This window comes from Janthinobacterium sp. MP5059B (assembly GCF_001758645.1).
GTDB classification, from domain to species: domain Bacteria; phylum Pseudomonadota; class Gammaproteobacteria; order Burkholderiales; family Burkholderiaceae_D; genus Janthinobacterium; species Janthinobacterium lividum.
Window position 1 is genome coordinate 210,326 of the sequence record NZ_LRHX01000005.1, and the last position, 21,649, is coordinate 231,974.

General features: G+C 65.0%; 25 protein-coding genes. 21 read left to right on the forward strand and 4 right to left on the reverse strand.

Going from position 1 to position 21,649, the window contains the following annotated elements; all coding sequences use genetic code 11:
- The first annotated feature begins 161 nt into the window (after positions 1-161).
- The 4 genes from JAB1_RS04630 to JAB1_RS04645 are packed head-to-tail and all read left to right on the forward strand — an operon-like array spanning position 162 to position 4,849.
- Positions 162-692, forward strand: a complete 531-nt coding sequence (locus tag JAB1_RS04630; protein ID WP_034778485.1) for a spore coat U domain-containing protein — start codon at positions 162-164, stop codon at positions 690-692.
- A 12-nt stretch (positions 693-704) separates the two neighbouring features.
- The gene (locus JAB1_RS04635; protein ID WP_225317167.1) at positions 705-1,433 is read left to right on the forward strand and encodes a fimbria/pilus periplasmic chaperone; all 729 of its coding nucleotides are present in this window, start codon (positions 705-707) and stop codon (positions 1,431-1,433) included.
- 57 nt (positions 1,434-1,490) lie between these two features.
- The gene (locus tag JAB1_RS04640) at positions 1,491-3,842 is read left to right on the forward strand and encodes a fimbria/pilus outer membrane usher protein (RefSeq protein WP_070279017.1); all 2,352 of its coding nucleotides are present in this window, start codon (positions 1,491-1,493) and stop codon (positions 3,840-3,842) included.
- On the forward strand, positions 3,842-4,849 hold the full coding sequence (locus JAB1_RS04645) for a spore coat U domain-containing protein (protein WP_070278993.1): 1,008 nt from the start codon (positions 3,842-3,844) through the stop codon (positions 4,847-4,849). Before JAB1_RS04640 ends, JAB1_RS04645 begins: the two co-directional genes overlap by 1 nt.
- On the opposite strand, the gene JAB1_RS04650 is transcribed toward JAB1_RS04645, so the two are convergent.
- The gene (locus tag JAB1_RS04650) at positions 4,846-5,082 is read right to left on the reverse strand and encodes a hypothetical protein (RefSeq protein WP_070278994.1); all 237 of its coding nucleotides are present in this window, start codon (positions 5,080-5,082) and stop codon (positions 4,846-4,848) included. The two genes, JAB1_RS04645 and JAB1_RS04650, sit on opposite strands and share 4 nt — an antisense overlap.
- A 254-nt stretch (positions 5,083-5,336) precedes the next feature.
- Between JAB1_RS04650 and JAB1_RS04655 the strand changes: the two genes are divergently transcribed.
- The 5 genes from JAB1_RS04655 (at position 5,337) to JAB1_RS30495 (ending at position 7,849) form a co-directional block, all read left to right on the forward strand.
- Entirely contained in the window at positions 5,337-5,894 is a 558-nt protein-coding gene (locus JAB1_RS04655) for a helix-turn-helix domain-containing protein (protein WP_034753667.1), read from the forward strand.
- 166 nt (positions 5,895-6,060) lie between these two features.
- Positions 6,061-6,510, forward strand: a complete 450-nt coding sequence (locus JAB1_RS04660) for a CHRD domain-containing protein (protein WP_070278995.1) — start codon at positions 6,061-6,063, stop codon at positions 6,508-6,510.
- Between the two features lie 99 nt (positions 6,511-6,609).
- A complete protein-coding gene (locus JAB1_RS04665; RefSeq protein WP_070278996.1) occupies positions 6,610-7,563 on the forward strand; it encodes an AEC family transporter in 954 nt (317 codons plus the stop codon).
- A 2-nt stretch (positions 7,564-7,565) separates the two neighbouring features.
- A complete protein-coding gene (locus JAB1_RS29815; protein WP_175445017.1) occupies positions 7,566-7,706 on the forward strand; it encodes a hypothetical protein in 141 nt (46 codons plus the stop codon).
- An 11-nt stretch (positions 7,707-7,717) separates the two neighbouring features.
- Positions 7,718-7,849 (forward strand): hypothetical protein, encoded by a 132-nt coding sequence (locus JAB1_RS30495; protein ID WP_275527762.1) that lies wholly within the window; start codon positions 7,718-7,720, stop codon positions 7,847-7,849.
- Here the strand turns inward: JAB1_RS30495 and JAB1_RS04670 are convergent.
- Together JAB1_RS04670 and JAB1_RS04675 are read right to left on the reverse strand one after the other, a co-directional pair.
- Positions 7,833-8,486 (reverse strand): FMN-binding negative transcriptional regulator, encoded by a 654-nt coding sequence (locus JAB1_RS04670; protein WP_070278997.1) that lies wholly within the window; start codon positions 8,484-8,486, stop codon positions 7,833-7,835. The genes JAB1_RS30495 and JAB1_RS04670 overlap by 17 nt on opposite strands.
- On the reverse strand, positions 8,487-8,948 hold the full coding sequence (locus JAB1_RS04675) for an OsmC family protein (RefSeq protein ID WP_070278998.1): 462 nt from the start codon (positions 8,946-8,948) through the stop codon (positions 8,487-8,489).
- A 106-nt stretch (positions 8,949-9,054) separates the two neighbouring features.
- Between JAB1_RS04675 and JAB1_RS04680 the strand changes: the two genes are divergently transcribed.
- The 11 genes from JAB1_RS04680 to JAB1_RS04730 all read left to right on the forward strand — a co-directional run bounded on the left by JAB1_RS04680 (position 9,055) and on the right by JAB1_RS04730 (position 20,443).
- Positions 9,055-10,539: a PLP-dependent aminotransferase family protein gene (locus tag JAB1_RS04680; RefSeq protein WP_070278999.1), complete on the forward strand. Its 1,485-nt coding sequence runs from the start codon at positions 9,055-9,057 to the stop codon at positions 10,537-10,539.
- Between the two features lie 38 nt (positions 10,540-10,577).
- A complete protein-coding gene (locus tag JAB1_RS04685; protein ID WP_070279018.1) occupies positions 10,578-11,141 on the forward strand; it encodes a DNA-3-methyladenine glycosylase I in 564 nt (187 codons plus the stop codon).
- Entirely contained in the window at positions 11,141-12,772 is a 1,632-nt protein-coding gene (gene mnmC / locus JAB1_RS04690) for an FAD-dependent 5-carboxymethylaminomethyl-2-thiouridine(34) oxidoreductase MnmC (RefSeq protein ID WP_070279000.1), read from the forward strand. Before JAB1_RS04685 ends, mnmC begins: the two co-directional genes overlap by 1 nt.
- A 213-nt stretch (positions 12,773-12,985) precedes the next feature.
- Positions 12,986-13,483 (forward strand): rhodanese-like domain-containing protein, encoded by a 498-nt coding sequence (locus JAB1_RS04695; RefSeq protein WP_081345721.1) that lies wholly within the window; start codon positions 12,986-12,988, stop codon positions 13,481-13,483.
- Between the two features lie 19 nt (positions 13,484-13,502).
- On the forward strand, positions 13,503-14,498 hold the full coding sequence (gene epsC, locus JAB1_RS04700) for a serine O-acetyltransferase EpsC (RefSeq protein ID WP_052140296.1): 996 nt from the start codon (positions 13,503-13,505) through the stop codon (positions 14,496-14,498).
- Positions 14,499-14,505: 7 nt separating this feature from the next.
- A complete protein-coding gene (locus JAB1_RS04705) occupies positions 14,506-14,730 on the forward strand; it encodes a helix-turn-helix transcriptional regulator (RefSeq protein WP_034784364.1) in 225 nt (74 codons plus the stop codon).
- A gap of 117 nt (positions 14,731-14,847) precedes the next feature.
- Entirely contained in the window at positions 14,848-15,777 is a 930-nt protein-coding gene (locus JAB1_RS04710) for a family 2A encapsulin nanocompartment shell protein (RefSeq protein ID WP_034784363.1), read from the forward strand.
- Positions 15,752-17,545 (forward strand): family 2A encapsulin nanocompartment cargo protein cysteine desulfurase, encoded by a 1,794-nt coding sequence (locus JAB1_RS04715; RefSeq protein ID WP_070279001.1) that lies wholly within the window; start codon positions 15,752-15,754, stop codon positions 17,543-17,545. Before JAB1_RS04710 ends, JAB1_RS04715 begins: the two co-directional genes overlap by 26 nt.
- Positions 17,546-17,701: 156 nt before the next feature.
- Positions 17,702-18,421, forward strand: coding sequence for a HAMP domain-containing sensor histidine kinase (locus tag JAB1_RS04720; RefSeq protein WP_070279002.1), 720 nt, complete (start codon positions 17,702-17,704; stop codon positions 18,419-18,421).
- Between the two features lie 11 nt (positions 18,422-18,432).
- Positions 18,433-20,163, forward strand: coding sequence for a response regulator (locus tag JAB1_RS04725; RefSeq protein WP_070279003.1), 1,731 nt, complete (start codon positions 18,433-18,435; stop codon positions 20,161-20,163).
- A gap of 64 nt (positions 20,164-20,227) precedes the next feature.
- On the forward strand, positions 20,228-20,443 hold the full coding sequence (locus JAB1_RS04730; RefSeq protein ID WP_010394693.1) for a hypothetical protein: 216 nt from the start codon (positions 20,228-20,230) through the stop codon (positions 20,441-20,443).
- A gap of 21 nt (positions 20,444-20,464) precedes the next feature.
- Here JAB1_RS04730 and JAB1_RS04735 read toward each other — a convergent pair whose 3' ends face one another.
- Complete coding sequence (locus JAB1_RS04735; protein WP_070279004.1) at positions 20,465-21,169, reverse strand: PhaM family polyhydroxyalkanoate granule multifunctional regulatory protein; 705 nt, start codon at positions 21,167-21,169, stop codon at positions 20,465-20,467.
- Between the two features lie 149 nt (positions 21,170-21,318).
- Between JAB1_RS04735 and JAB1_RS04740 the strand changes: the two genes are divergently transcribed.
- A partial coding sequence (locus JAB1_RS04740; RefSeq protein ID WP_175445018.1) for a hypothetical protein occupies positions 21,319-21,649 on the forward strand: 331 nt, incomplete at its 3' end.

Genomic DNA, 21,649 nt, shown 5'->3' on the forward strand with positions numbered 1-21,649 from the left:
TGCTGCAAACAATGCCGGAGTCCCTTGATTCCTGACTCCCGGCGCAAGTATTTTGTCGTCCTGGTTTGCGTGCCCAAGAAAACGCCGGCAATACCGTGACTATCCTCGACGCCCTCCATATTGGCGGGCTCATTAATGATGTTTCATCATCAGGAGGTATCATGTTGCGAGTTATTTTTCCCCGCCTTATCGTTGCTGCCAGCGTGGCCATTGCCGCCACGGCGCTCCTGCCTCGTGGCGCCGACGCAGCCGTGTATCTGAATGGCAGCGCCAGCACCACCTTTGACGTCACCCTGAAAATCATCGCCAATTGCACCATCGCGGCGGCCAATCTCGACTTTGGCCAAAGTCAGGGCGTACTGGCTACTGCCGTGAACGTCAATACGACCGTGAATGTCACCTGCACCAATACCACGCTGTATAACGTGGGCTTGACGGCCGGCTCGGGTACCGGCTCGACCGGCACGACGCGCTATATGAGCGGCACGGGCGGCAACCTGGGGACGGTGCAATTCAATCTGTACCAGACGGCCGGCAGCACCTTGTGGGGCGATACCCAGGGCACGAATACCGTCGGCGGCACCGGCAACGGCTCATCGCAGCCGATCACGGTGTACGGCAATATTCCGCCGCAAGCGACACCGGCCCCCGATACCTACAAGTCGACGATCACGGCTACCGTTTACTTTTAAGCCAGGCGCTGCGTGAAGGCCTGTGCTGCTTCCCTGATGAAAGGCGTGCTGGCATTGCTGGCTTGCTGCGCTGCGGGCGCGCACGGCGCCAGCCTGCAGATTTCGCCGGTGACGCTCAATTTGCGCGCCGCACAGAGTGCGGCCGGCATCAGCCTGCAAAACCTCGGCGACCAGCCCATCTACGGGCAGGTGCGCGTGTTCGTCTGGGATCAGCGCGATGGCGAGGAAACGCTGGCGCCGACGCAGGAACTGGTGGCCAGTCCGCCGATCGTCGAAATCGCCGCCAACAGCCGGCAGACGATCCGCCTGGTGCGTGCCCAGGCTGGCCCTGTCGCGCAGGAAAAGACGTATCGCGTGCTCATCGATGAAGTCAGCCGCGAAGATGAGGCGGGCCGCAGCGGCGTCGATATCCGCCTGCGCTACTCGGTGCCCGTGTTCGTGCTGCCGGCCGGTGCGCCGGGCAAGGAAGTGCTCGACTGGCAAGTGTTCCGCGAACAGGGCGAGTGGATGTTGCGTGTCAAGAACAGCGGCAATTTCCATGCGCAGATCGGTGCGATGACATTGACGAATCAGGCGGGCAAGGAGTTTGTCATCAGCAAGGGGCTGTTTGGTTATGTCCTGGCGGCACGCATGCGCGTATGGCGCCTGCCCGTTGCCAGGGAGGCTGAACTGGATGGGCCGTTGAGTATTGCGGTAAATGTGAATGCCAAGGCACTCATTGCCAAGAATTCGACACCTTGAACATGGCTGCCATGACGGGCCGGCTTGCTGCGCGCCTTGGGCGAAAGCGGCGAAACCATGAAATGCGTCCTGGCATCCTTGCTGCTGCTGGCCATGGTACCGCTGGCCAGGGCCGATGCGGCGGCCGTGACGGGCGCCGATCCGGGTCCCGCCAGCTTGCCCAGCGATCCGGCGGCGCCGAATGAACTGTATCTGGAGGTCACTGTGAATGCTGAATCAACCGGGCTGATCTTGCGCTTTACCCAGGTGGGCAAAGGCTTGCGCAGCAGTGTGGCGAACCTGCAGCAGCTGGGGCTGGACCCGGCGCGCCTGGGCGCATCCGGTCAGGCCGAGGTCGCGCTCGATGCGATTCCCGGACTTCGCTATGACTATGATGCGGCGCGCCAGAGCGTGTCGCTGCAGGTGGCGGACGACTTGCGCTCGCCTTACCGCATCAGCGCGCGCACGGCGGCGCAGACGCCACCATCGCGCGTCACGCCCGGCGCCGTGCTCAATTACGAAGCGTATGCGGAGCTGGGCCAGACGCGGCGCGCCGCCATCTTCAACGATTTGCGTTATTTCAATGGCAGCGGCGTCTTCAGCAATACCGGCACCTTGAACCTGGGGTCGGACCAGCGCAAATACATGCGCTTTGACACCTTCTGGAGCCACGCGGACCCCGAGACCTTGCAAACGTGGCAGGTGGGTGACCTGATTTCCTCGTCGCTCAGCTGGAGCCGCGCCGTGCGCGTCGGCGGCGTGCAGTGGCGCAAGAATTTCCAGCTGCGCCCTGACCTGCTGACCTTTCCTGTCGCCTCCGTCGATGGCACGGCGCTCGTGCCTTCGTCGCTGAGCCTGTATGTCAACGGCGTGCAGCAATATGCTGCCAGCGTACCCAGCGGTCCATTTGTACTGAACCAGGTGGCCGGCATCAATGGCGCCGGGCAAGCCACCATCATCACGCGCGATGCGCTGGGGCGCAGCGTGACGACCGTGCTGCCCCTGTATGTCGATACGCGCATGCTGGCCGGCGGCTTGAGCGATTACTCGGTCGAGGCGGGCGCCGTGCGGCGCGACTATGGCCGCCGCCTGTTTGGCTATGAACGGCAACTGGTCGCCAGCGCTTCCGGCCGCTACGGCGTCAGCGACAATTTGACGATTGAAGGCCATGCGGAATTGGCCGCCGGCCTGTATCAGGCGGGGGCGGGCGCACTGGTGCGGCTGGGCCAGGCGGGCGTGCTCAACGGTTCGCTGTCGGCCAGCGCCGGCCGCAGCCGTGGCGTGCAGCTGGGCGCCGGCTACCAGTACATGGGGCCGCGCTTCAGCGTGGATGCGCAAAGCGTGCGCGCCAGCGCCGGGTTTGGCGACCTGGCTTCGCGCGACGGCAGCCCCGTGGTGCGCGCGGCGGACCGCCTCACCGTCAGCCTGCCATTACCTGCAGGAAGCAGCATCAGCAGCAGCTACATCAGCTACCGCACGCCTGGCGCGCCGCCATCGAAGCTGGCCACCTTTGGCTATTCGGCCACCCTGTTTCACGGCCTGTTCTTCAACGCCAGCCTGTTCCAGGACTTGCGGCAACGCGAGAAACGGGGCTTCTACTTTGGCCTGAGCATGGCCTTCGACAACAATCTGGCCATCAGCGTGAACAGCAGCCGGCAGAACGGCGAGAGCGGCCGCAGCATCAGCGCACAGCGCGCGGCGGACTTTGGCGGCGGCTTCGGTTGGAACTTGCAGGCCGGTACGGCGGGCAGCAATGCCTATCGCCAGGCGCAGGTGGAATACCTGGGCAATGACGGCCGCGTGAGCGCGCGCACGCAAAGCAGCAGCATGGGCAATGCCTCTTCGCTGGGCGCGGCAGGAGCGCTGGTGCTGATGGATGGCCATATCGAGACGGCGCGCCAGGTGGGCAACGGTTTTGCGCTGGTTTCCACGGGCGGCGTGGGCAATATTCCGGTGCTGCATGAAAACCGCCAGATCGGCGTGACGGGCAGGAGCGGCTATCTGCTGGTGCCGAATTTGAATCCTTATGGCAATAACCAGATCAGCATCGCCACGGATGAACTCGATGTTGACGCGCGGGTACCCGTGAGCAATATCAATGTCGTGCCGCAACATCTGGCGGGCGTGCTGGCGGCCTTTCCCATCGAGCGTTACAGCGCGGCCACCGTCATCGTCCAGGATGCGCAGGGCAGGCCGCTGGCCACGGGCTTGCCCGTGTTGCACGTGCAAAGCGGCAAGCAGACGGTGGTGGGATTTGACGGCATCGTTTTCGTCGATGATCTGCTTGAGCAGAATCAGCTGCAAGTTGGCGAGGGCGACAGCGCCTGCACGGTGCGTTTTGCCTATGCGCGTCCGGCGGCGGGCGGCTTGCCCGTGATCGGGCCGCTGCACTGCGTTAGCGCTGCTGCCGGCGCCGGGGCAGGCCGCTGATGCGCCGCCTGCTGTTATCGCTGACTCTGCTGCTGGGCTGCGCCTGGGGCAGCGTGGCGCAGGCGGCAGACACCTGCACGGTCAGCATGACGAATATCGATTTCGGCTCCGTCAGCCCGATTTCCGGCACCGACTACGTGGCGCAGGCAACGGGCACCTTCAGCTGCCTGTTTTCGTCGCTGAACCTGGGGCAGTTGCTCACGCCCAATGCGCAAGTGTGCATCTCGCTGGGGCTGGGCACGAATTCCACCTCGGCCCTGCCGCGCAAGCTGGGCAATGGCAGCAATCGCATGGAGTACAACGTGTACGTGGACAATTCGTATGCGACGGCGAAGATCTGGGGCGGCGCCGGCGTGACGGGCGCGCCGTCGACCTTCGGCATGATCCTGTCGGCCGGCTTGCTGGCGCCGCCCGGCACGTATTCCACCACCTTTACCGTGTACGCAAAGATTCCTGCCGGCACGGCCCTGGCCGCCGTGCCCACGGTCGCCAATGCCAATACCGCCTATACGTCGAGCTTTGCCGGCGTGGGCACCTATACCTACACCACGTATGGCCTCATCAACCTGCAGGGGTGCACGGCCAGCAGCGGCAGCTTCGGTTTCACGGTGAATGCCACGGCCATCAACGATTGCACCATCACGGCCACGCCGATGGCGTTTGCGAATGCTTCCATCCTGACGGGCAACCTGCGCAGCACCAGCACCTTGTCCGTGCGTTGTGTGAACAACAATGCCTACCAGATTGCCCTCAACGGCGGCAGCGTGGCGCTCAATGTGGCCAACCGGCAAATGAAGAACACCGTCACCACGGACAAGGTCAGTTACCTGCTGTCAGCCACCCTCGATGGTGCGCCATGGGGCGATGGCACGGCTGGCACCAGCATGGTGACAGGCACGGGCACGGGCGCCAGCGTGCCGCTGACGATCTACGGCCGCGTGCCGGCGCAGGTGTCGCCGCGCCCCGGCGATTACAAGGACACGGTGACGGCAACGATTTATTTTTAGAACGTGACGGTGACGAGGTCGGCGCCCGATGGCGTTGCCTGCTGGAGCAGCAGATAGGGCGTGTTGTGCTGGCAGCGTACCTGGGCGCCGCCGCGCTGCGAGACGATGGTGCACGCATCGTGGACGACGAAGGTGGCCTGGAACGATGCGGAAGAGACGGTACCGGCGGTGGTGGTCTGGCAAACGGCAAGGGCAAACAGGGCTGGCAGTACGGCAAGCTTCAAAGGAGTCATCTTGGATGCATCTGGCGAAAAACGGGCGTGGTCAGCGACGCCGCATGGCAAGGCTGACACCGTTTTTCGTACCGGGTTGAGGGGGACAGAACGAGCCATGATTGTACTGGAACAAGAAAAGTGTGAGTTTGTGCGTATTTTCAGGCCGCCATCATGGGGTGAGCGTAGCTTTCAAGATGATAGTAACTAAGTTTCCGTATTGCAACTGAAATACTTTTTCGATTGTTGTGTTGAATCAACGTGAGGAGATGGCCATGAAACATACCAACTTTAATAATTTGCCTTGCCCGATTGCTCGCAGCCTGGGCAAGGTGGGTGAATGGTGGAGCATCCTCATCCTGCGCGAAGCGTTTTATGGCAAGACGCGCTTCGACGAATTTGAAAAAAGCCTCAAGATCGCGCCCACCATCCTGACGCGCCGCCTGGCCGACCTGGTGGAAGGGGGCCTGATGACGCGCCGCCTGTATTGCGCCAAGCCGCCCCGCTACGACTATGTGCTGACCAAGTCCGGGCGCGCCTTCAAGCCCGTCTTGCTGGCGTTTATTGCTTGGGGTAATGAAAACTTCGCGCCGGAAGGCGCCAGCCTCGTCATCGCCAGCCGCGACACGGGCCTGGCAGCCGATCCGGTACTGGTCGACGCCACGACGGGCTTGCCCATCAATGACGAGTACTACGCATTCGCGCCCGGACCTGCCGCCAGCGACAGCATGCGCAGCATCATCCTCGACGCGGAAAAAAGCAGCGGCATCGCACCCAAGCCGAAGGCGCCGGCCGCCAACCGCGGCTGGGTGGCGGAAGGCCACCTGGCCTGAGGACGCGCTGGCAGGCGAGCAGCAAGTTTGGCGTACAGCAAAGCGGACACGGCGGCATGGCGTTACTGTCGCACTATGCAACTCAAGTGCGGCGCAAGCCCGGCCCGGCTGTGTGGGCGGGGCAGGGCGCCAGCCGTGAGCCGATGTCCGTGAAAGGAGTACTGCGATGAGCACACTGCAACAACACGCTTGCCGCGCCGCCAGCGTGCTGGCGCTGGCCGCCCTGCTGGCCGCCCTGCTGGGCGCCTGTTCCCATGGCCCGCATCAGCCGGGCGGCCATGACGTCACCTTGACGGGGGCGCAGGAAGTGCCGGCCAATACCAGCACGGCCAGCGGCAGCAGCAATCTTCGTGTCGCCCGCGACCGCAGCGTCAGCGGCGGCGTGCGCTACACGGGCATGCTGGCGACCGTCGCGCATATCCATGAAGCGCCCGCCGGCGCCAATGGTCCCGTCATCGTGCCGCTGGTGAAAACCGCCGAAGGCATGTTCGCCGTGCCGGCCGGCGCCATGCTCACGCCGCCCCAGTATGCGAGCTACCAGGCCGGCAACCTGTACGTGAACGTGCACAGCGCCGCCTATCCGGCAGGCGAGATCCGCGCCCAGCTCAAGCCCTAGCCGGCCAGCGGCGTTATCCCCGAAACCTCCTTGGGCCGCGCGAGCGGCCTTTTTTTGCGCCAGGCGGCCGGTGCACGGTGCGCGCTACAATGGCGCTCCATGCTGACCATCCTCGCCATCACCTTTCCCTTCTTCGCCCTGGTGCTGTGCGGCTACCTGGCCGTGCTGCGCAAGCTGCTGCCGCTGGCCGCCATCGGCGGTTTGAACAGTTTTGTCCTGTACTTCGCGCTACCCTGCATGCTGTACCGCTTCGGCGCCGCCACGCCCATCGCGCAGCTGCTCGACGCCAGCGTGTTCGGCGTCTACCTGCTGTGCGCGCTGATCATGGTGGGCGTCACCATGGCCATGACCCTGAGCCACCGCATCGACTGGAACAACGCCGCCTTCGGTGCGCTGGTGGCGGCCTTCCCGAATACGGGCTTCATGGGCGTGCCCCTGCTATTGACCTTGCTCGGCCCCCGTTCGTCTGGTCCCGTCATCGTCACCATCGTCGTCGACATGTTGATTACCAGCTCGCTGTGCATCGCCCTGTCGCGCATCGGCAGCGGCGGCGCGCACGGCAGCCGCGCCGCCGTCGTCAATGCCATGAAAGGCATGGCCGGCAATCCGATGCCGTGGGCGATCGTGCTCGGTGCCTTGTCGTCGTGGCTGGAACTGGCCTTGCCCAAGCCGTTGATGCAGACGGTGGGCCTGCTGGCCGACGCCGCCTCGCCTGTCGCCTTGTTTACCATCGGCGCCGTGCTGGCCCGTTCGCAAATGAGCACGAGCGACCCCGCGCCGCTGGGAGAATATGTGCCCGTGGCGCTGAAAAAACTGCTGCTGCATCCGCTGCTGGTGTGGGGCATCGGCCACGCGGCCATCGCGCTGGGCGCGCCGCTCGATCCGTTCGCGCTGACCTGCATGGTGCTGGTGGCTTGCCTGCCCAGCGCCAGCAACGTCTCGCTGCTGTCGGAGCGCTTCGGCGCGAATACGGCGCGCATCGCCCGCATCATTCTGGTCTCGACGGCGCTGTCGTTTCTGACGTTTTCAGCGGCCGTCAGCTGGCTGGCGTGAGGGTGGACTCGTTGGCCCGGGCCACGCCGCGCGCCTTGCGCATCATCGTGAGCACTGCGACAGCGCGCATCGCCCGCATCATTCTGGTCTCGACGGCACTGTCGTTTCTGACGTTTTCAGCGGCCGTCAGCTGGCTGGCGTGAGGGGGGACTCGTTGGCCCGGGCCACGCCGCGCGCCTTGCGCATCGTCGTGAGCACAGCGACAGCGCGCATCGCCCGCATCATTCTGGTCTCGACGGCGCTGTCGTTTCTGACGTTTTCGGCGGCCGTCAGCTGGCTGGCGTGACGTTGGCGGCGATCAGCGCGCCCAGGGCCTGCGCCGCACCGGGCTGGTTGTCCAGCGCCAGGCCATGCGCCATGCTGGCCTGGTCCTGCATGCTGCGGTTCTGCCCCAGCTTCCATTTTCCCGTGATGCGCGTGAGGGGGATTTCGATGCCGATGATGGCTTTCAAGAGTTTCTCGATATAGCCGGCCGGTGCATCGGCCACCTGCCACGGCGTGGCTAGCCCCGCTTCATGGCGTGCCGTTAGCCGCTCCACCAATCCCAGCAGCCATGCCGCATCGTCGATGGCGCGCAAGGGGCCGTGGGCATGCACCACGGCGTAATTGAAGGTAGGGACTTCCTTGCCGCTGCGCTGCTTTTCCGCGTACCAGGCGGGCGTGATGTAGGCATGCGGCCCCTGGAAAATCACCATGCATTCATCGTTCCCGCCGGCGCCGCGCCACAGCGGGTTGGCGCGCGCCACGTGGGCGCGCAGGATGCCGAACGGGGCCTCTGGCGTGGGTGCGGCGATCTCGAACGGCAGATGGTCGGCGCACAAGCCATAGTCGTCATGGCGCACCAGCGCGCCCAGCGGATGCGCGGCTATCAGGCCATGCAGCACGTCGAGGCGCTCTTCGCGAAAGCTGGCGGGCGTGTACATCTAGTGCGCTCCTTCCACGACCACGTCGGCCGTCAGCGAATTGGCGATGTAGCAGCGCTCGTGCGCGTCGTGGTGCAGGGCCGCCAGCGCGTCGGGCGAGGGTGGCGTTCCCGCGAAGGCGATGCACGGACGCAGCACGATGCGCGTCATGGCCAGGCGGCCTTGTGCATTCTTGCCCAGTTCGCCGACGGCATCGTCGCGGTAGTCGTCGATGACGTAGCCGCGCTGCGCCGCCAGCGACAGGAAGAACAGCATGTGGCAGCTCGACGTGGCGGCCACCAGCGCTTCTTCCGGATCGATATTTGCCGCCACCGACATGGGTAGCGGCACGGACAGGGGCGACGACGAGGCGGGTACCGTCAGGCCGCCGTCGAACTGCCATGCATGGCCACGGCTGTAGCGCTGGCTGGCGAAATCCTGGCCGTCGCGCTGCCAGGCGACGGTGGCGAAAAACTGATGCATGGGTGCTCCGCAAGAGTAGAGGGGATGCGCCATCTTAGCGCCAGTCTTGGCTATTTAAAACAGCCAATAAGTGCTATCTTTAAGCTACCAATTCAAGAGCGCCGCCATGCCAGCTTCCCACCTGCACCAGATCATCGCCGCCTTGCCGCTGCAGCGCGGCGCCAGCGAGCCGCTGTTTCGCCAGCTGTATGCGGCCATCAAGGCGGCCATCCTCGATGGCCGCATGAGTCCCGGCATGCAGTTGCCGCCCACGCGCGAGTTTTGCCGCCTGCTGGCCGTGTCGCGCCAGACGGTGCTCAATGCATATGCGCTTCTGACGGCCGAAGGCTATCTCGACGGCGCCGTGGGGCGCGGCACCTTTGTCAGCATCGACGTCCCCCTGGCTGCGCCGCCCGTCAGGGCGGACGCTCCCGGCCTGCTGCGGCCTCTGTCGGCGCGCGGGCAGGGCGTGGTGGCGGCCATGCGCCAGGTGGCGTTCCACCGGGGGCCGCTGCGCGCTTTCCGTGTCGGCATGCCGCGCATCGACCACTTCCCGTTCGACGTGTGGAACCGCCTGGAAGCGCGGCGCTGGCGCCGGCCCGACCACCATTTCGGCTACAGCGACCCGGCCGGCTACCTGCCGCTGCGCGAACTGCTGTGCGTGTACTTGAAAGCCTCGCGCGGCGTGCACTGCACGCCGCAGCAGATCGTCATCACTTCCGGTTCGCAGCAGGCGCTGTTCCTGCTGTCGACCATCCTGCTGGCGCCGGGCGACGCGGCCTGGATGGAGTCGCCCGGCTACCGGGGCGCCAGCGGCCCGCTGCGCGCGGCCGGCGCGCGCGTCTTCCCGGTTCCCGTCGATGCGCAGGGGCTGGACGTGGCGTATGGCGTGGCGCACTGTCCGCAGGCGAAGCTGGCGTACGTGACGCCATCGCACCAGATGCCGCTGGGCGTGAGCATGAGCTTGCCCCGCCGCCTGGCCCTGCTGGCCTGGGCCGCGCACAATAAAGCCTGGCTGGTGGAAGACGATTACGACAGCGAATACCGCTACACGGGCGCGCCGCTGGCCTCGCTGCAAAGCCTGGACCGTGCCGGCTGCGTGGTGTACGTGGGTACTTTGTCGAAGGTGCTGTTCCCGGGGCTGCGCCTGGGCTATATGGTGGCGCCGCCCGCGCTGGCCGACGCGCTGGTGCAAGCCAAGGCCGTGATGGACCGGCACACGGCCATCGTGCCGCAGATGGCGCTGGCCGACTTCATCGCCGAAGGACACTTTGGCCGGCATATCCGCCGCACGCGCGACAGCAATGCCGAACGGCGCGACCTGCTGGTGCGCGGTATCGCGCGCGAACTGGGCGACCAGCTCGCGTGCGGCCCGGCCGACAGCGGCCTGGAACTGTGCGCGTATTTTCGCGCCGGCCACGATGAGGAAACCGTCGCGCGCGCAGGGCTGGAGCATGGCATCGAATTGCGTCCGCTGGGCCACTATGCGGATCCGGCGGCAGGCCCGGAGTGTGCCACGCCACGCGGGCTGCTGCTGGGCTTTGCGGCGATTCCCCCGGCCGAGATGGCGCACGGCTTGCAGGAACTGGGCCGCATCCTGCGCGGCCGATAAACTATACTGGGACTTGCCTGCACATGAAGAACACGACCATGAATATTACCCGCTGCTCCTGGGCCAACCCGGCCAGTCCCCGTTATCTCGACTACCACGATACAGAGTGGGGCGTGCCCTGCCACGACGAGCGCCGGCTGTTCGAGATGCTGAACCTGGAAGGCGCGCAGGCGGGCCTGAGCTGGGAAACCATCCTCAACAAGCGTGACACCTACCGCGCCGCCTTCGACGGCTGGGATGCTGAAAAAATCGCCGCGTATGGCCCGGACAAGGTGGCGCAGCTGCTGCTCGATCCCGGCATCGTGCGCAACCGCCTGAAGGTGGCGGCCGCCATCACGAATGCGCAAGCCTACCTGCGCCTGCGCGCGGAAGGGCAGACCCTGGACAGCTTCCTGTGGGCGTATGTCGATGGCCAGCCTATCGTCAACAGCTGGCAGCCGGGCGAGTTTCCCGCCAAGACGACCTTGTCCGACAAACTCTCGAAAGACTTGCTCAAGCGGGGTTTCAAGTTCGTCGGCTCGACCATCATCTACGCCTACATGCAGGGCATCGGCATGGTCAATGACCATGCGCCCACCTGCTTTTGCCGGGCGGGGCGTTGATGCGCCGCGCTCTCGTCCTGCTCGACACGGATTTTGACGGCGCCCGCTTGCGCGCCGCCTGTGCGGCGCATGGCGGCCGCCGCCTCCATTACATCGCGCTGGCGCCGCGTCCCGTCGATGCGCGCCACTTGCCCGAGCAGTGGCGTGCACAGTGGCCGCCCTGCGTGCCGGGCCTGCACCGCATGGTGTCGCACGATGGCCTTGTCACGCTCGATGTGCTGATCGGCGAGCCCGATGCCTGCCTGGCGCAATTGTCGGCGCGCGTCGACGAAGTACACCTGGCCTGGGTGCCCGCAGCCACGCCGGTGCTGGCGCGCCTGATGATGGACGGCGCCCGCCTGCAGGCCGTGCACCTGGACGAGGCGCAGCGCGCCGCCCTGCAAAAGAATGGGTTTGTCTTCGACGAGAGCCGCCTGCGCGCCGTGTTTTATGCGCGGCGCGAAGAGTACGCGGCCGTCACCGTGCCCGAGCGGCGCGCCATCGTCATCGGCGCGGGCGTGGCCGGCGCGGCCGCCTGCGAACGGCTGGCCGCGCGCGGCTGGAAGGTGACCTTGATCGAACGCCACGCGCAGCCGGCCAGCGAGGCGTCGGGCAACCTGGCCGGCATCTTCATGCCGCTGATGTCGAAGGACGACAATATCGCCACGCGCCTGGTGCGCACCGCCTACCTGTACTCGCTGAGCCGCTGGAAAGACCTGGGCGGCATCGGCGCCGCCATCGTGGGTGTGCAAAGCGGGGTGCTGCACCTGGCGCGCGACGGCGCGCATGCGCAGGTGCAGCGGCAGATCGCCGCCAGTGGCCTGTATCCGCGTGAATTCGCCCGCTGGCTGGAAGCGCCCGAGGCGAGCGCCATGCTGGGCGCACCGGCGCCCGATGGCGCCTGGTGGTTCGAACAGGGCGGCTGGGCGCGCCCGTCTTCCGTCTGCGCGGCCATGCTGGACGCCTGCGGCGCCTTGCTCACGCGGCGCTTTTCCAGCAGCGCCTTGCGCCTGGAGCGTGGCGATGAGGAATGGCTGGTGCGCGATGCGCAAGGCACCTTGATCGCGGCCGCGCCCACCGTCATCCTGGCGGCCGGCACGGGGGCAGTCGATTTCGAGCAGGCGGCGGGCCTGCCGCTGGACGCCGTGCGCGGCCAGGTCACGCACCTGGCCGAAGGCAGCTTGCCCTCGTTGCCGTTCGTCGTCTGCCGCGAAGCCTACATGACGCCGGCGCACCAGGGTGTCGTCTGCGTGGGCGCCAGCTACGATGCCGATGCGGACACCGACTTGCGCCCATCGAGCCAGGAAGACAATATCGGGAAGATCGCCGACATCCTGGGCGTCGCCCCGTTCGATGCGCCGCTGGCGGGCCGCACGGGCTTTCGCTGCATGGCGCCGGACCGCCTGCCGCTGGCGGGCGCCTTGCCCGACCCCGGCATCCCAGGCCGCTGCGAGCGCCTGCGCGACGTACCGCGCTGGCCTGGCCTGTTTGGTTTGCTCGGTTACGCCTCGCGCGGCCTGATCTGGGCGCCGCTGGCGGCCGAGCTGCTGGCATGCCAGCTGGAGGGCGAGCCGCTGCCGCTGGAACGTCAGTTGGCAGAGGCGCTCGATCCTGCCCGTTTTTTACTTCGCGAACGCCGCCGCGCTGCTTGAGCGTAGGCGCAGAGCAGGCGAGGGCTGGGGTCAGACCCCCAACACCGCTGACGCCAAGCCTGGCGCCAACGCGTGTGAGGGTCTGACCCCATACACCGACCCCATATACGTTTTTCAGCTTTCCAAACTCTTTTTAATTTGTTTTCCGAACAACATAAGTTCGCTACAGTGGACTCGTGCTGGTTTTTGACGATGGAATAAAGAGGTGGAAAGATGGCTGCTGCAGAACTGATTTTCGATCCCCGCGCCGGGCACGGCGAGGCGGCCTTTGACGAAGTACTCAATCTCGCGCGCGCCCAGGCGCAGGCACAGGGCTTGCCGTATGCGGGTATCGTCAGCGCGCAGGATGCGTGGCAGCTGGTGCAGGCCGGCAAAGCCGTGCTGGTCGACGTGCGCACCAACGAGGAACGCACCTTCGTCGGCTACGTGCCGGCCTCGCTGCACGTGGCGTGGGCGACCGGCACGTCCATGAACCGCAATCCCCGCTTTACGCGCGAACTGGAAGCGAAGGTGGGCGGCAAGAATGCCGTCGTGGTGCTGCTGTGCCGCAGCGGCAAGCGCTCGGCCGCAGCCGCCGAAGCGGCCGCCAAGGCAGGTTTCACGCATGTCTTCAATATCGCGCAAGGCTTCGAGGGCGACCTCGACGAGCAGCAGCAGCGTGGCCACAGCGGTGGCTGGCGCTGGCATGCGCTGCCTTGGCTGCAAGATTAACTCTCTTCCCGGGACCACCATGAACCAGCGAGCCATTCCCCCTGTCTCCCTTGCCGCGCAGCCGCAATGGGAACTGCGCCAGATCGTCGATGAATTGCGCGCCGTGCGCGAGCAGTGGCGCGAAGGACTGGCCAGCAATCAGGAGTGCGGCGCGCGCGAATTCCCGTCGCGCCAGCATTTGCACGACATCATCAAAGCCCTGTGCGCAGCCCTGTTTCCCATGCGCCTGGGCCCCCTCGACCTGCAGCAGGAGAGCGAGGATTTCTTTGTCGGCCATACGCTCGACACGACCTTGACGGGGCTGCACGAACAGGTGCGGCGCGAACTCAGTTACCACGCGCGCCAGCATGGCTTGCAGCAGACGGTCTCCATCGAACAGCAGGCGCTGGCCATCGTGCAGCGCTTCGCCCGCGCGCTGCCGCGCATCCGCGCCCAGCTCGACACGGACGTGGCGGCCGCCTTCCATGGCGACCCGGCCGCGCACAGCGTCGATGAAGTGCTGCTGTGCTATCCGGGCATCCTGGCCATCATCCACTACCGCCTGGCGCACACCCTGTATGCGCTGGGCGCGCCGCTGGTGGCGCGCATCATCGCCGAAGTGGCCCATTCGCAGACGGGCATCGACATCCACCCGGGCGCCATCATCGGCAGCAGTTTTTTCATCGACCATGGCACCGGCGTGGTGATCGGCGAGACGGCCATCATCGGCGAACGGGTGCGCATTTATCAAGCCGTGACCCTGGGCGCCAAGCGCTTTCCCGCCGGCGCCGACGGCGTGCTGAAAAAAGGACTGGCGCGCCATCCCATCGTGCAGGACGACGTGGTCATTTATGCGGGCGCGACGATCCTGGGACGGGTGACCATCGGCCAGGGCTCCGTCATCGGCGGCAATGTCTGGCTGACCCGCAGCGTGGCGCCCGGCAGCCATGTCACGCAAGCGCATAACCAGCAGGAGGCGCAGGAGTTGCCGGAGTTACCGGCGCCATCCCACCCCGCTTTTGCCCACCACCCATGAGGACAGCATGTTGATCAAACAGTTTGGACTGGCCGTGCGCCAGTTGCGCGAAGGGCATGGCTGGTCGCAGGAGCGCCTGGCCGAAGCGGCCGACTTGAACCGCTCGTTCATCGGCGAGATCGAACGGGGCGCCGCCACGCCGTCGCTGCTGACGGTGGAAAAGCTGGCCGGCGCGCTGGGCATCGGCCTGGCGGGATTGATGGCGCGCTGCGAGCCGGAATTGGTGGATTGATGCGGGTCGATTAAACGCCGCGTTGATGGCGATAGCATGTTGAGAGAAGAGGGGAGACGTCCGATACTTTATTCGTTTTTCAGATAAGCATATTCACTTTTCTCATCAGGAGTAGTCATGGCAGAAGCAACAGAGAACCAGTTCGCGCTGGGCGATAACGCCGCGCGCCAGCTGGCCAATGCAAGCAAGAGCGTCCCCCAGTTATCCACGATCACGCCGCGCTGGCTCGTGCACCTGCTGCAATGGCTGCCCGTGGAAGCGGGTATCTACCGCCTGAACCGCGTGAAGAATCCGAAGGACGTGCGCGTCGCCTGCTCGCAGCGCGACGAGTCGGAACTGCCGCAAACCTTCGTCGACTACGACGACCAGCCGCGCGAGTATTTCCTCAATGCCGTCAGCACGGTGCTCGACGTGCACACGCGCGTGTCGGACCTGTACAGCAGCCCGCACGACCAGATCAAGGAGCAGCTGCGCCTGACCATCGAGACGATCAAGGAGCGCCAGGAAAGCGAGTTGATCAACAATCCCGATTACGGCCTGCTGGCCAGCGTGCACGACGACCAGCGCATCTTTACTCTGACGGGCGCGCCCACGCCGGACGACCTCGACGAACTGCTGACGAAAGTGTGGAAGGAGCCGGGCTTTTTCCTCGCGCATCCGCTGGCCATTGCCGCTTTTGGCCGCGAATGCACGCGCCGCGGCGTGCCGCCGCCAACCGTCAGCCTGTTCGGCTCCCAGTTCCTCACGTGGCGCGGCGTGCCGCTGGTGCCATCGGACAAACTGCCGATCGAAGACGGCAAGACGAAAATCATCTTGCTGCGCGCGGGCGAACAGCGCCAGGGCGTGATCGGCCTGTTCCAGCCTGGCTTGGCGGGCGAGCAAAGCCCGGGCCTGTCCGTGCGCTTCATGGGCATCAACCGCCATGCGATTTCGTCCTATCTGATTTCGCTGTATTGCTCGCTGGCCGTGCTGACCGACGATGCGCTGGCCGTACTGGAAGACGTGGAGATCGGTAAATACCATGACTACCCAGACACCTACAAGTGATGGCGCGGCGGGCTTGCCTGCCGTCCCGTTCTTACCTGATGAAGCGACCCTGAACCGCCTGGCCGGTGAATTCTTTGCCCGCCTGCCGGGCGTGGATAAATCTCCCAGCCTCGGTGGTTCCGGCAGCGTGCTCGATGCGGCGCCCCGCTATGCGAACCGGCCGCCGCCGCAGCCCGGCCCTTCGTTTGCCGCCATCGCCCCCGGCGTGGCGACGGCGCAGGTGCCTCCCGTGACGGCGCCGCTGGAGTCGCCGATTGCGCCGGCGCCGGCCTCCGTGCCGACGCCACGCCTGTCCGCCCTGAGTGCACCGTCGCCCTATTATTTTGTCGGCGGCGCGCATGGCTATCCCGCGTCGAACGGCAAGCTCGACGGCCTGGCGCAGCAGGGGCTGGGACAAGCGGCACCCGACGATGTGCGGGGACTGTTTGCCGCGCCGCAGCAGACGCCCGCGCGCCAGCTGCCCGTATCGCCGGCTAATAGCCCGCCCGCGTTCTATTTCCAGACCGAGCTGCCTTCGGCGGCGAAGCCTGGCCAGCACCAGACGCCGGCGCCGTTCGACGTGCATGCCGTGCGGCGCGATTTTCCCGTGCTGGCCGAACGGGTCAACGGCAAGCCGCTGGCCTGGTTCGACAATGCGGCCACCACGCACAAGCCGCAGTCGGTGATCGACCGGGTGTCGTATTTCTATGCGCACGAAAATTCGAACATCCACCGCGCGGCGCACGCATTGGCGGCGCGCGCCAGCGATGCGTATGAAGCGGCACGCGCCAAGGTGGCGCAGTTCCTCGGCGCCGCTTCGCCCAATGAAATCATTTTCGTGCGTGGCGCCACCGAGGGCATCAACCTGGTCGCCAATACCTTTGGCCGCAAATACATCGGCAGCGGCGACGAGATCATCGTCTCGCAGCTCGAGCACCACGCCAACATCGTGCCGTGGCAGCAGCTGGCGGCGGAAAAGGGCGCGACCCTGCGCGTGATTCCCGTCGACGACAGCGGGCAGATACTGCTCGATGAATTCCGCAAGCTGCTCAACGGGCGTACCAAGCTGGTGTCCGTGACGCAGGTGTCGAACGCGCTGGGGACGGTGACGCCCGTGGCGCAGATCATCGCGCTGGCGCATGCGGCCGGCGTGCGCGTGCTGGTCGATGGCGCGCAAGCCGTGTCGCATTTGCGCGTGGACGTGCAGGCGCTGGGCGCCGATTTTTATGTCTTCTCGGGCCACAAGGTGTTCGGTCCGACGGGCATCGGCGCCGTATATGGCAAGGCGGACTTGCTGGAGCAGCTGCCGCCATGGCAGGGCGGCGGCAACATGATCGCCGACGTCACGTTCGAGCGCACCGTCTACCAGGGCGTGCCGAACCGTTTCGAGGCGGGCACGGGCAATATCGCCGATGCCGTGGGCCTGGGCGCGGCCATCGACTACGTGCAGCGCATCGGCCTGGAAAACATCGCCGCCTACGAGCACGCGCTGCTGGAATACGCGACGCACCACCTGCAGGCCATTCCCGGCGTGCGCCTGATCGGCACGGCGTTTGACAAGGCCAGCGTGGCCTCGTTCGTGCTGGCCGGTTACGAGCCGGCGGAAGTGGGGCGGGCCCTGAACGACGAGGGCATCGCCGTGCGCTCGGGCCACCACTGCGCCCAGCCGATTTTGCGCCGTTTCGGCGTCGAGGCGACCGTGCGGCCATCGTTCGCCTTCTACAATACGTATGAGGAAATCGACCGCATGATCGTCGTGGTCAAACGCCTGGCGGCCGCACGCCGCTGATCTTGCCGGCTTGGCCATCCGATGCCGCCCTTGCGCAAGCGGGGGCGGCATTGTTGCGTCAAGTCAGTGACTTTACGCGCGGCTGGCAGGCGCGCGCATGCTGGCGGTATAATTTATCCTTGGCAATATTCAAGCTGCGGCCCAAGGAGATATCCAGTGGAAGATCAACACAGCTCGCCCGAGCTTTTCCTGTTCCTGGCGTCGACCGTGCACGACATGAAAAACTCGATCAGCGTTGTCAGTGGCACCCTGGAGTCGCTGCTGGCGGCCGAGCAGGCCAAGCCCTCGCCCCAGGCCGACCCCGCCTACCTGCAGATGGCGCAGATGCTGTACCAGACCAAGCGCCTCAACGATAACCTGATCCAGCTGCTGGCCCTGTACAAGGAGGTGGGCAAGCCCGGCTACCCGTTCGACGTGCAGCCGCAGCTGGTCAGCCAGGTGGTCGACCAGGTGGTGGACCAGGAAAAGATCCTGCTGGCCTCGAAAGGCATCCGGCTGGAGACGGCCTGTCCGCCCGAGCTGATCTGGACCCTCGATGAAGACCTGGTCATCGGCGTGCTCGCGCACGCCATCAACAACGCCATCCGCTACACGAAGGACACGATCCGCCTGTCGGTCTGCGAGGCCGATGGCTTGCTCGAGCTGCGCGTGGAAGACAATGGCGACGGTTATACGCAGGCCTTGCTCGACGCGGGCAGCGCGGCCATGGATGGCATGGCGGCCGGCGTGAACTTTTCCACCAACAGCACGGGGCTGGGGCTGTATTTTTCCAGCGAAGTGGCAAAGATGCACAAGCACCGGGGCAGCAGCGGCAGCATCGCGCTGGAAAACGGCGGCGCCCTGGGCGGCGGCTGTTTCATCCTGCGCCTGCCCTGAACGAGGAATCCATGACGACAGACAGCCACGCCACCGCCGCCGAAGCGGGCAGCACCGACTGGGCCGACAAACATTATCTGCTGGTCGACGACTTCATCGGCATCCGCATCCTGCTGCGCGAATCCCTGCGCAACCTGGGCGCGCGCCATATCGACCAGGCGGCCAGCGGCGGCGAAGCCATGAAGCTGCTGGCCAAGACGCGCTACGACGTGGTGCTGTGCGACTACAACCTGGGCGAAGGCAAGAATGGCCAGCAAGTGCTGGAAGAGACGCGCGTGCGCAACCTGACGGCGCCATCGAGCGTCTGGCTGATGGTATCAGCCGAGAAAAGCGTGGAATCCGTGATGGGCGCGGCCGAGCACCAGCCCGACGCCTACCTGATCAAGCCGATCACGGAAGGCGTGCTGCTGACGCGCCTGAACCGCGTGTGGCACAAGAAGCAGGTGTTTCGCGAGATCGACCAGGCTTGCATGGAAAAGGATTATTTGCGCGCGGCCAAGCTGTGCGACGCGCAGATCGAGGTCAACAAGCTGCACGAGCTGGAACTGCTGCGCATGAAGGCCAGTTTGCTGCTGAAGAGCGGCGAACCGGAAAAGGCCCGTGCCGTGTACGAGAAAGTGCTGGCCGAGCGCGATTACAGCTGGGCCAAGGCGGGCCTGGGCAAGATCCGCATGAATAACGGCGAACATGAGGCGGCGCGGCAGATCTTCCAGGGCGTGATCGTTGAAAACAAGTATTACATCGACGCCTACGACCAGATGGCCGTCGCCTACCAGTTGATGGGCCAGCACGAGGAAGCGTGCGGCGTGCTGGAAAAGGCGGCGCGCCTGTCGCCCAATTCCGTGCCGCGCCAGCGCAACCTGGGACTGGCGGCCTTGAAGGTCGGCAATGTCAGCATGGCGGAAAAGGCATTTCGCAAGTGTATTTCCATCGGCGAGTTTTCCGTCATGAAGACGCCGGACGCCTATCTGGGCCTGGCGCGCGTGTGCGGCCTGAAGAAGGATGCCAAGGAGGCGCTGCAATGGCTGTTGCTGGCGCAGCGCGAATTCTCGCCCGAGCAGATTGGTTTGCGCGCGAAGATCACGGAAGGCATGGTGCACCATGAAACGGGCGATTACCGGCGCGCCCGCAAGTGCGGCGACGAGCTCGAAGCCATGCTGCTGGAAGACCCGGCGCGGCCCGAGAAAAGCATTTGCATGGAACTGGCCACCTTGCTGTTCGCCGTCGGCGTCAAGGATGCGCCGGCCGGCCTGCTGTGCTACGTGGTGAAGAACAACCACGACAACCAGGTGGTGCAGGACGAAGTGCAAAAGATTTTCGACAAGGCGAAGATGGGCGACGAAGGCACCAGCCTGATCATCGCTTCGCGCAAGGAAGCGTCGGACTTGATGAACAAGGGCGTGCTGCTGTGGAAGACGGACAAGCTCAACGAAGCGGTCGCCTGGATGCGCGCGGCGCGCGAAAAGCTGCCGAACAATTTGCGCATCCTGTTCAATTCCGCGCAAATCATCGTGTCCTTCCTGCAGCAGCGCGGGTTTCAGGCCGACTTGGCGGCCGAGGCCATGGAAGTGTTGTTGTATGTAGACAAAATTGCACCAGGGCAGCAACGCTTCGCGCAATTGATGGAGCAACTGGTGCAGCTGACGCCGCCGCCCGGGCCGGAAGAGACCGTCGTGGTCGTAGAAAAAGCGCCGACGGCGCCGGAAAAAGGCGGAAAATCCATGCGCGAGCGTGCCGGATGATAAACTAGGGGCCAGCGTGGGTTCGCCCGTGCTTGAGTTGCTTTACAACAATAAGGAAGAAACTATGCGTGATGTGGTCAATGAAGTGTACAAAAAAATGAAAGTCGGCAGTATTGCCTGGGTACGCCCGGTCGCCGCCAAGGGAGACACGCTGGAAACATTCCAGTCTTCGTACGAGCACGCCAAGGCGCTGGCCGACGAAGGCCTGATCACGATCGGTGACGTAAAACGCCAGGCCGACAACATGATCGAGGCGATCCGCATTCATCGTATCGCCTGATCATATCGCCGGCTTGCAGCATCAGGCCTTGCCTGGCGCTTTAGCCTTGGGTGCCGCGCGTTTCGCGGGCGCCTTGCGCAGCGGGGCCTTGGCCTTGGCTGCCGTGCCTGCCTCTGCAGGTTTGGCCGGCTTGCTGGCCGCTGGCTTGGCTTTGCTCACGCTGCCAAAGCTGGCCGCTGCCGTACTGGCCGCATCGGGCGACATGGCCGTCGATACGGCTTGCTTGAACTGATCTTGTAACAAATTCCACCAAGCACTTGGATTGGCCAACTGGCTGCCGGCATCGCCGGGTTCCGCCGCAGCGGGTTCCGGTGCGGGCGCAGGTGCGGGCGCCGGTTTCGGTTCAGGCGCCGCAGGCGCGGCTTGCTGGAAAAACGCGGAAGCGTAGGGTACCGATTCAAACACGGTTTTCTCGCTGGCGCCCGGTTGCGTGATGGCCGCCGCCAGTGATGCACCCATAGATTTCAATGTGGCGATGGTGCCGCGCTGCACTTCCAGCGCCTGGATACTGCCGCGCAGCATGCTGGTATTGAGGTTCAGCCACGCTTCGACGGCTTTCAAGTCGTTGATTTTCTTGTCCAGCTCTTCCACCGACATGGTAGGCGCCGTGATGCCAGGCACGCCCATGCCGGGCACGCTCATGCTGCCCCACAGGTTTTTGACGAAGTCGAGCGTATCGGTCACAACTGCTGCGCCCGGAATTTGGGGCATTTGCGGGTTTGCCATGCGAAATCTCCTGGTAGATGGATAGGCTTAGCGTAGCAGATATCGGCTTGCAACTGACGTAATGCCGCCAACATTTTCTTACATAAAACATTAAGAGTTGAGCACGGGCAAGAAGCGGGAAGCGGGGCGGAAGCGTTACACTACGCCTCATGATGCCTGCTTCCTTCTTTTCGTCACCGCGCCGCCGTACCGTCATCTTTGTTGCGGTCATCGGCGCACTGCATTACGTGGCGCTGGAATGGCTGACCTCGCATGCCAGCATGGTGCCGCTGGGGCAGGATCATGCACAGGTGGTCAGCATGGCCTTGATCGCCGAGCCGATCCAGCCCCTGCCGGTGGCGCCGCCGCCGCCGCCGCCCGAACTTCGGCCCGTGCCCAAGCCCAGGCCGCCGCCACCGCCGCCGCTGACGGAGCTGGCGTCGAGCGAAACGCCGCAGTTGACGGCGCCTGTCAGCGACGTGCCGGAAGGCCCGGCCACGA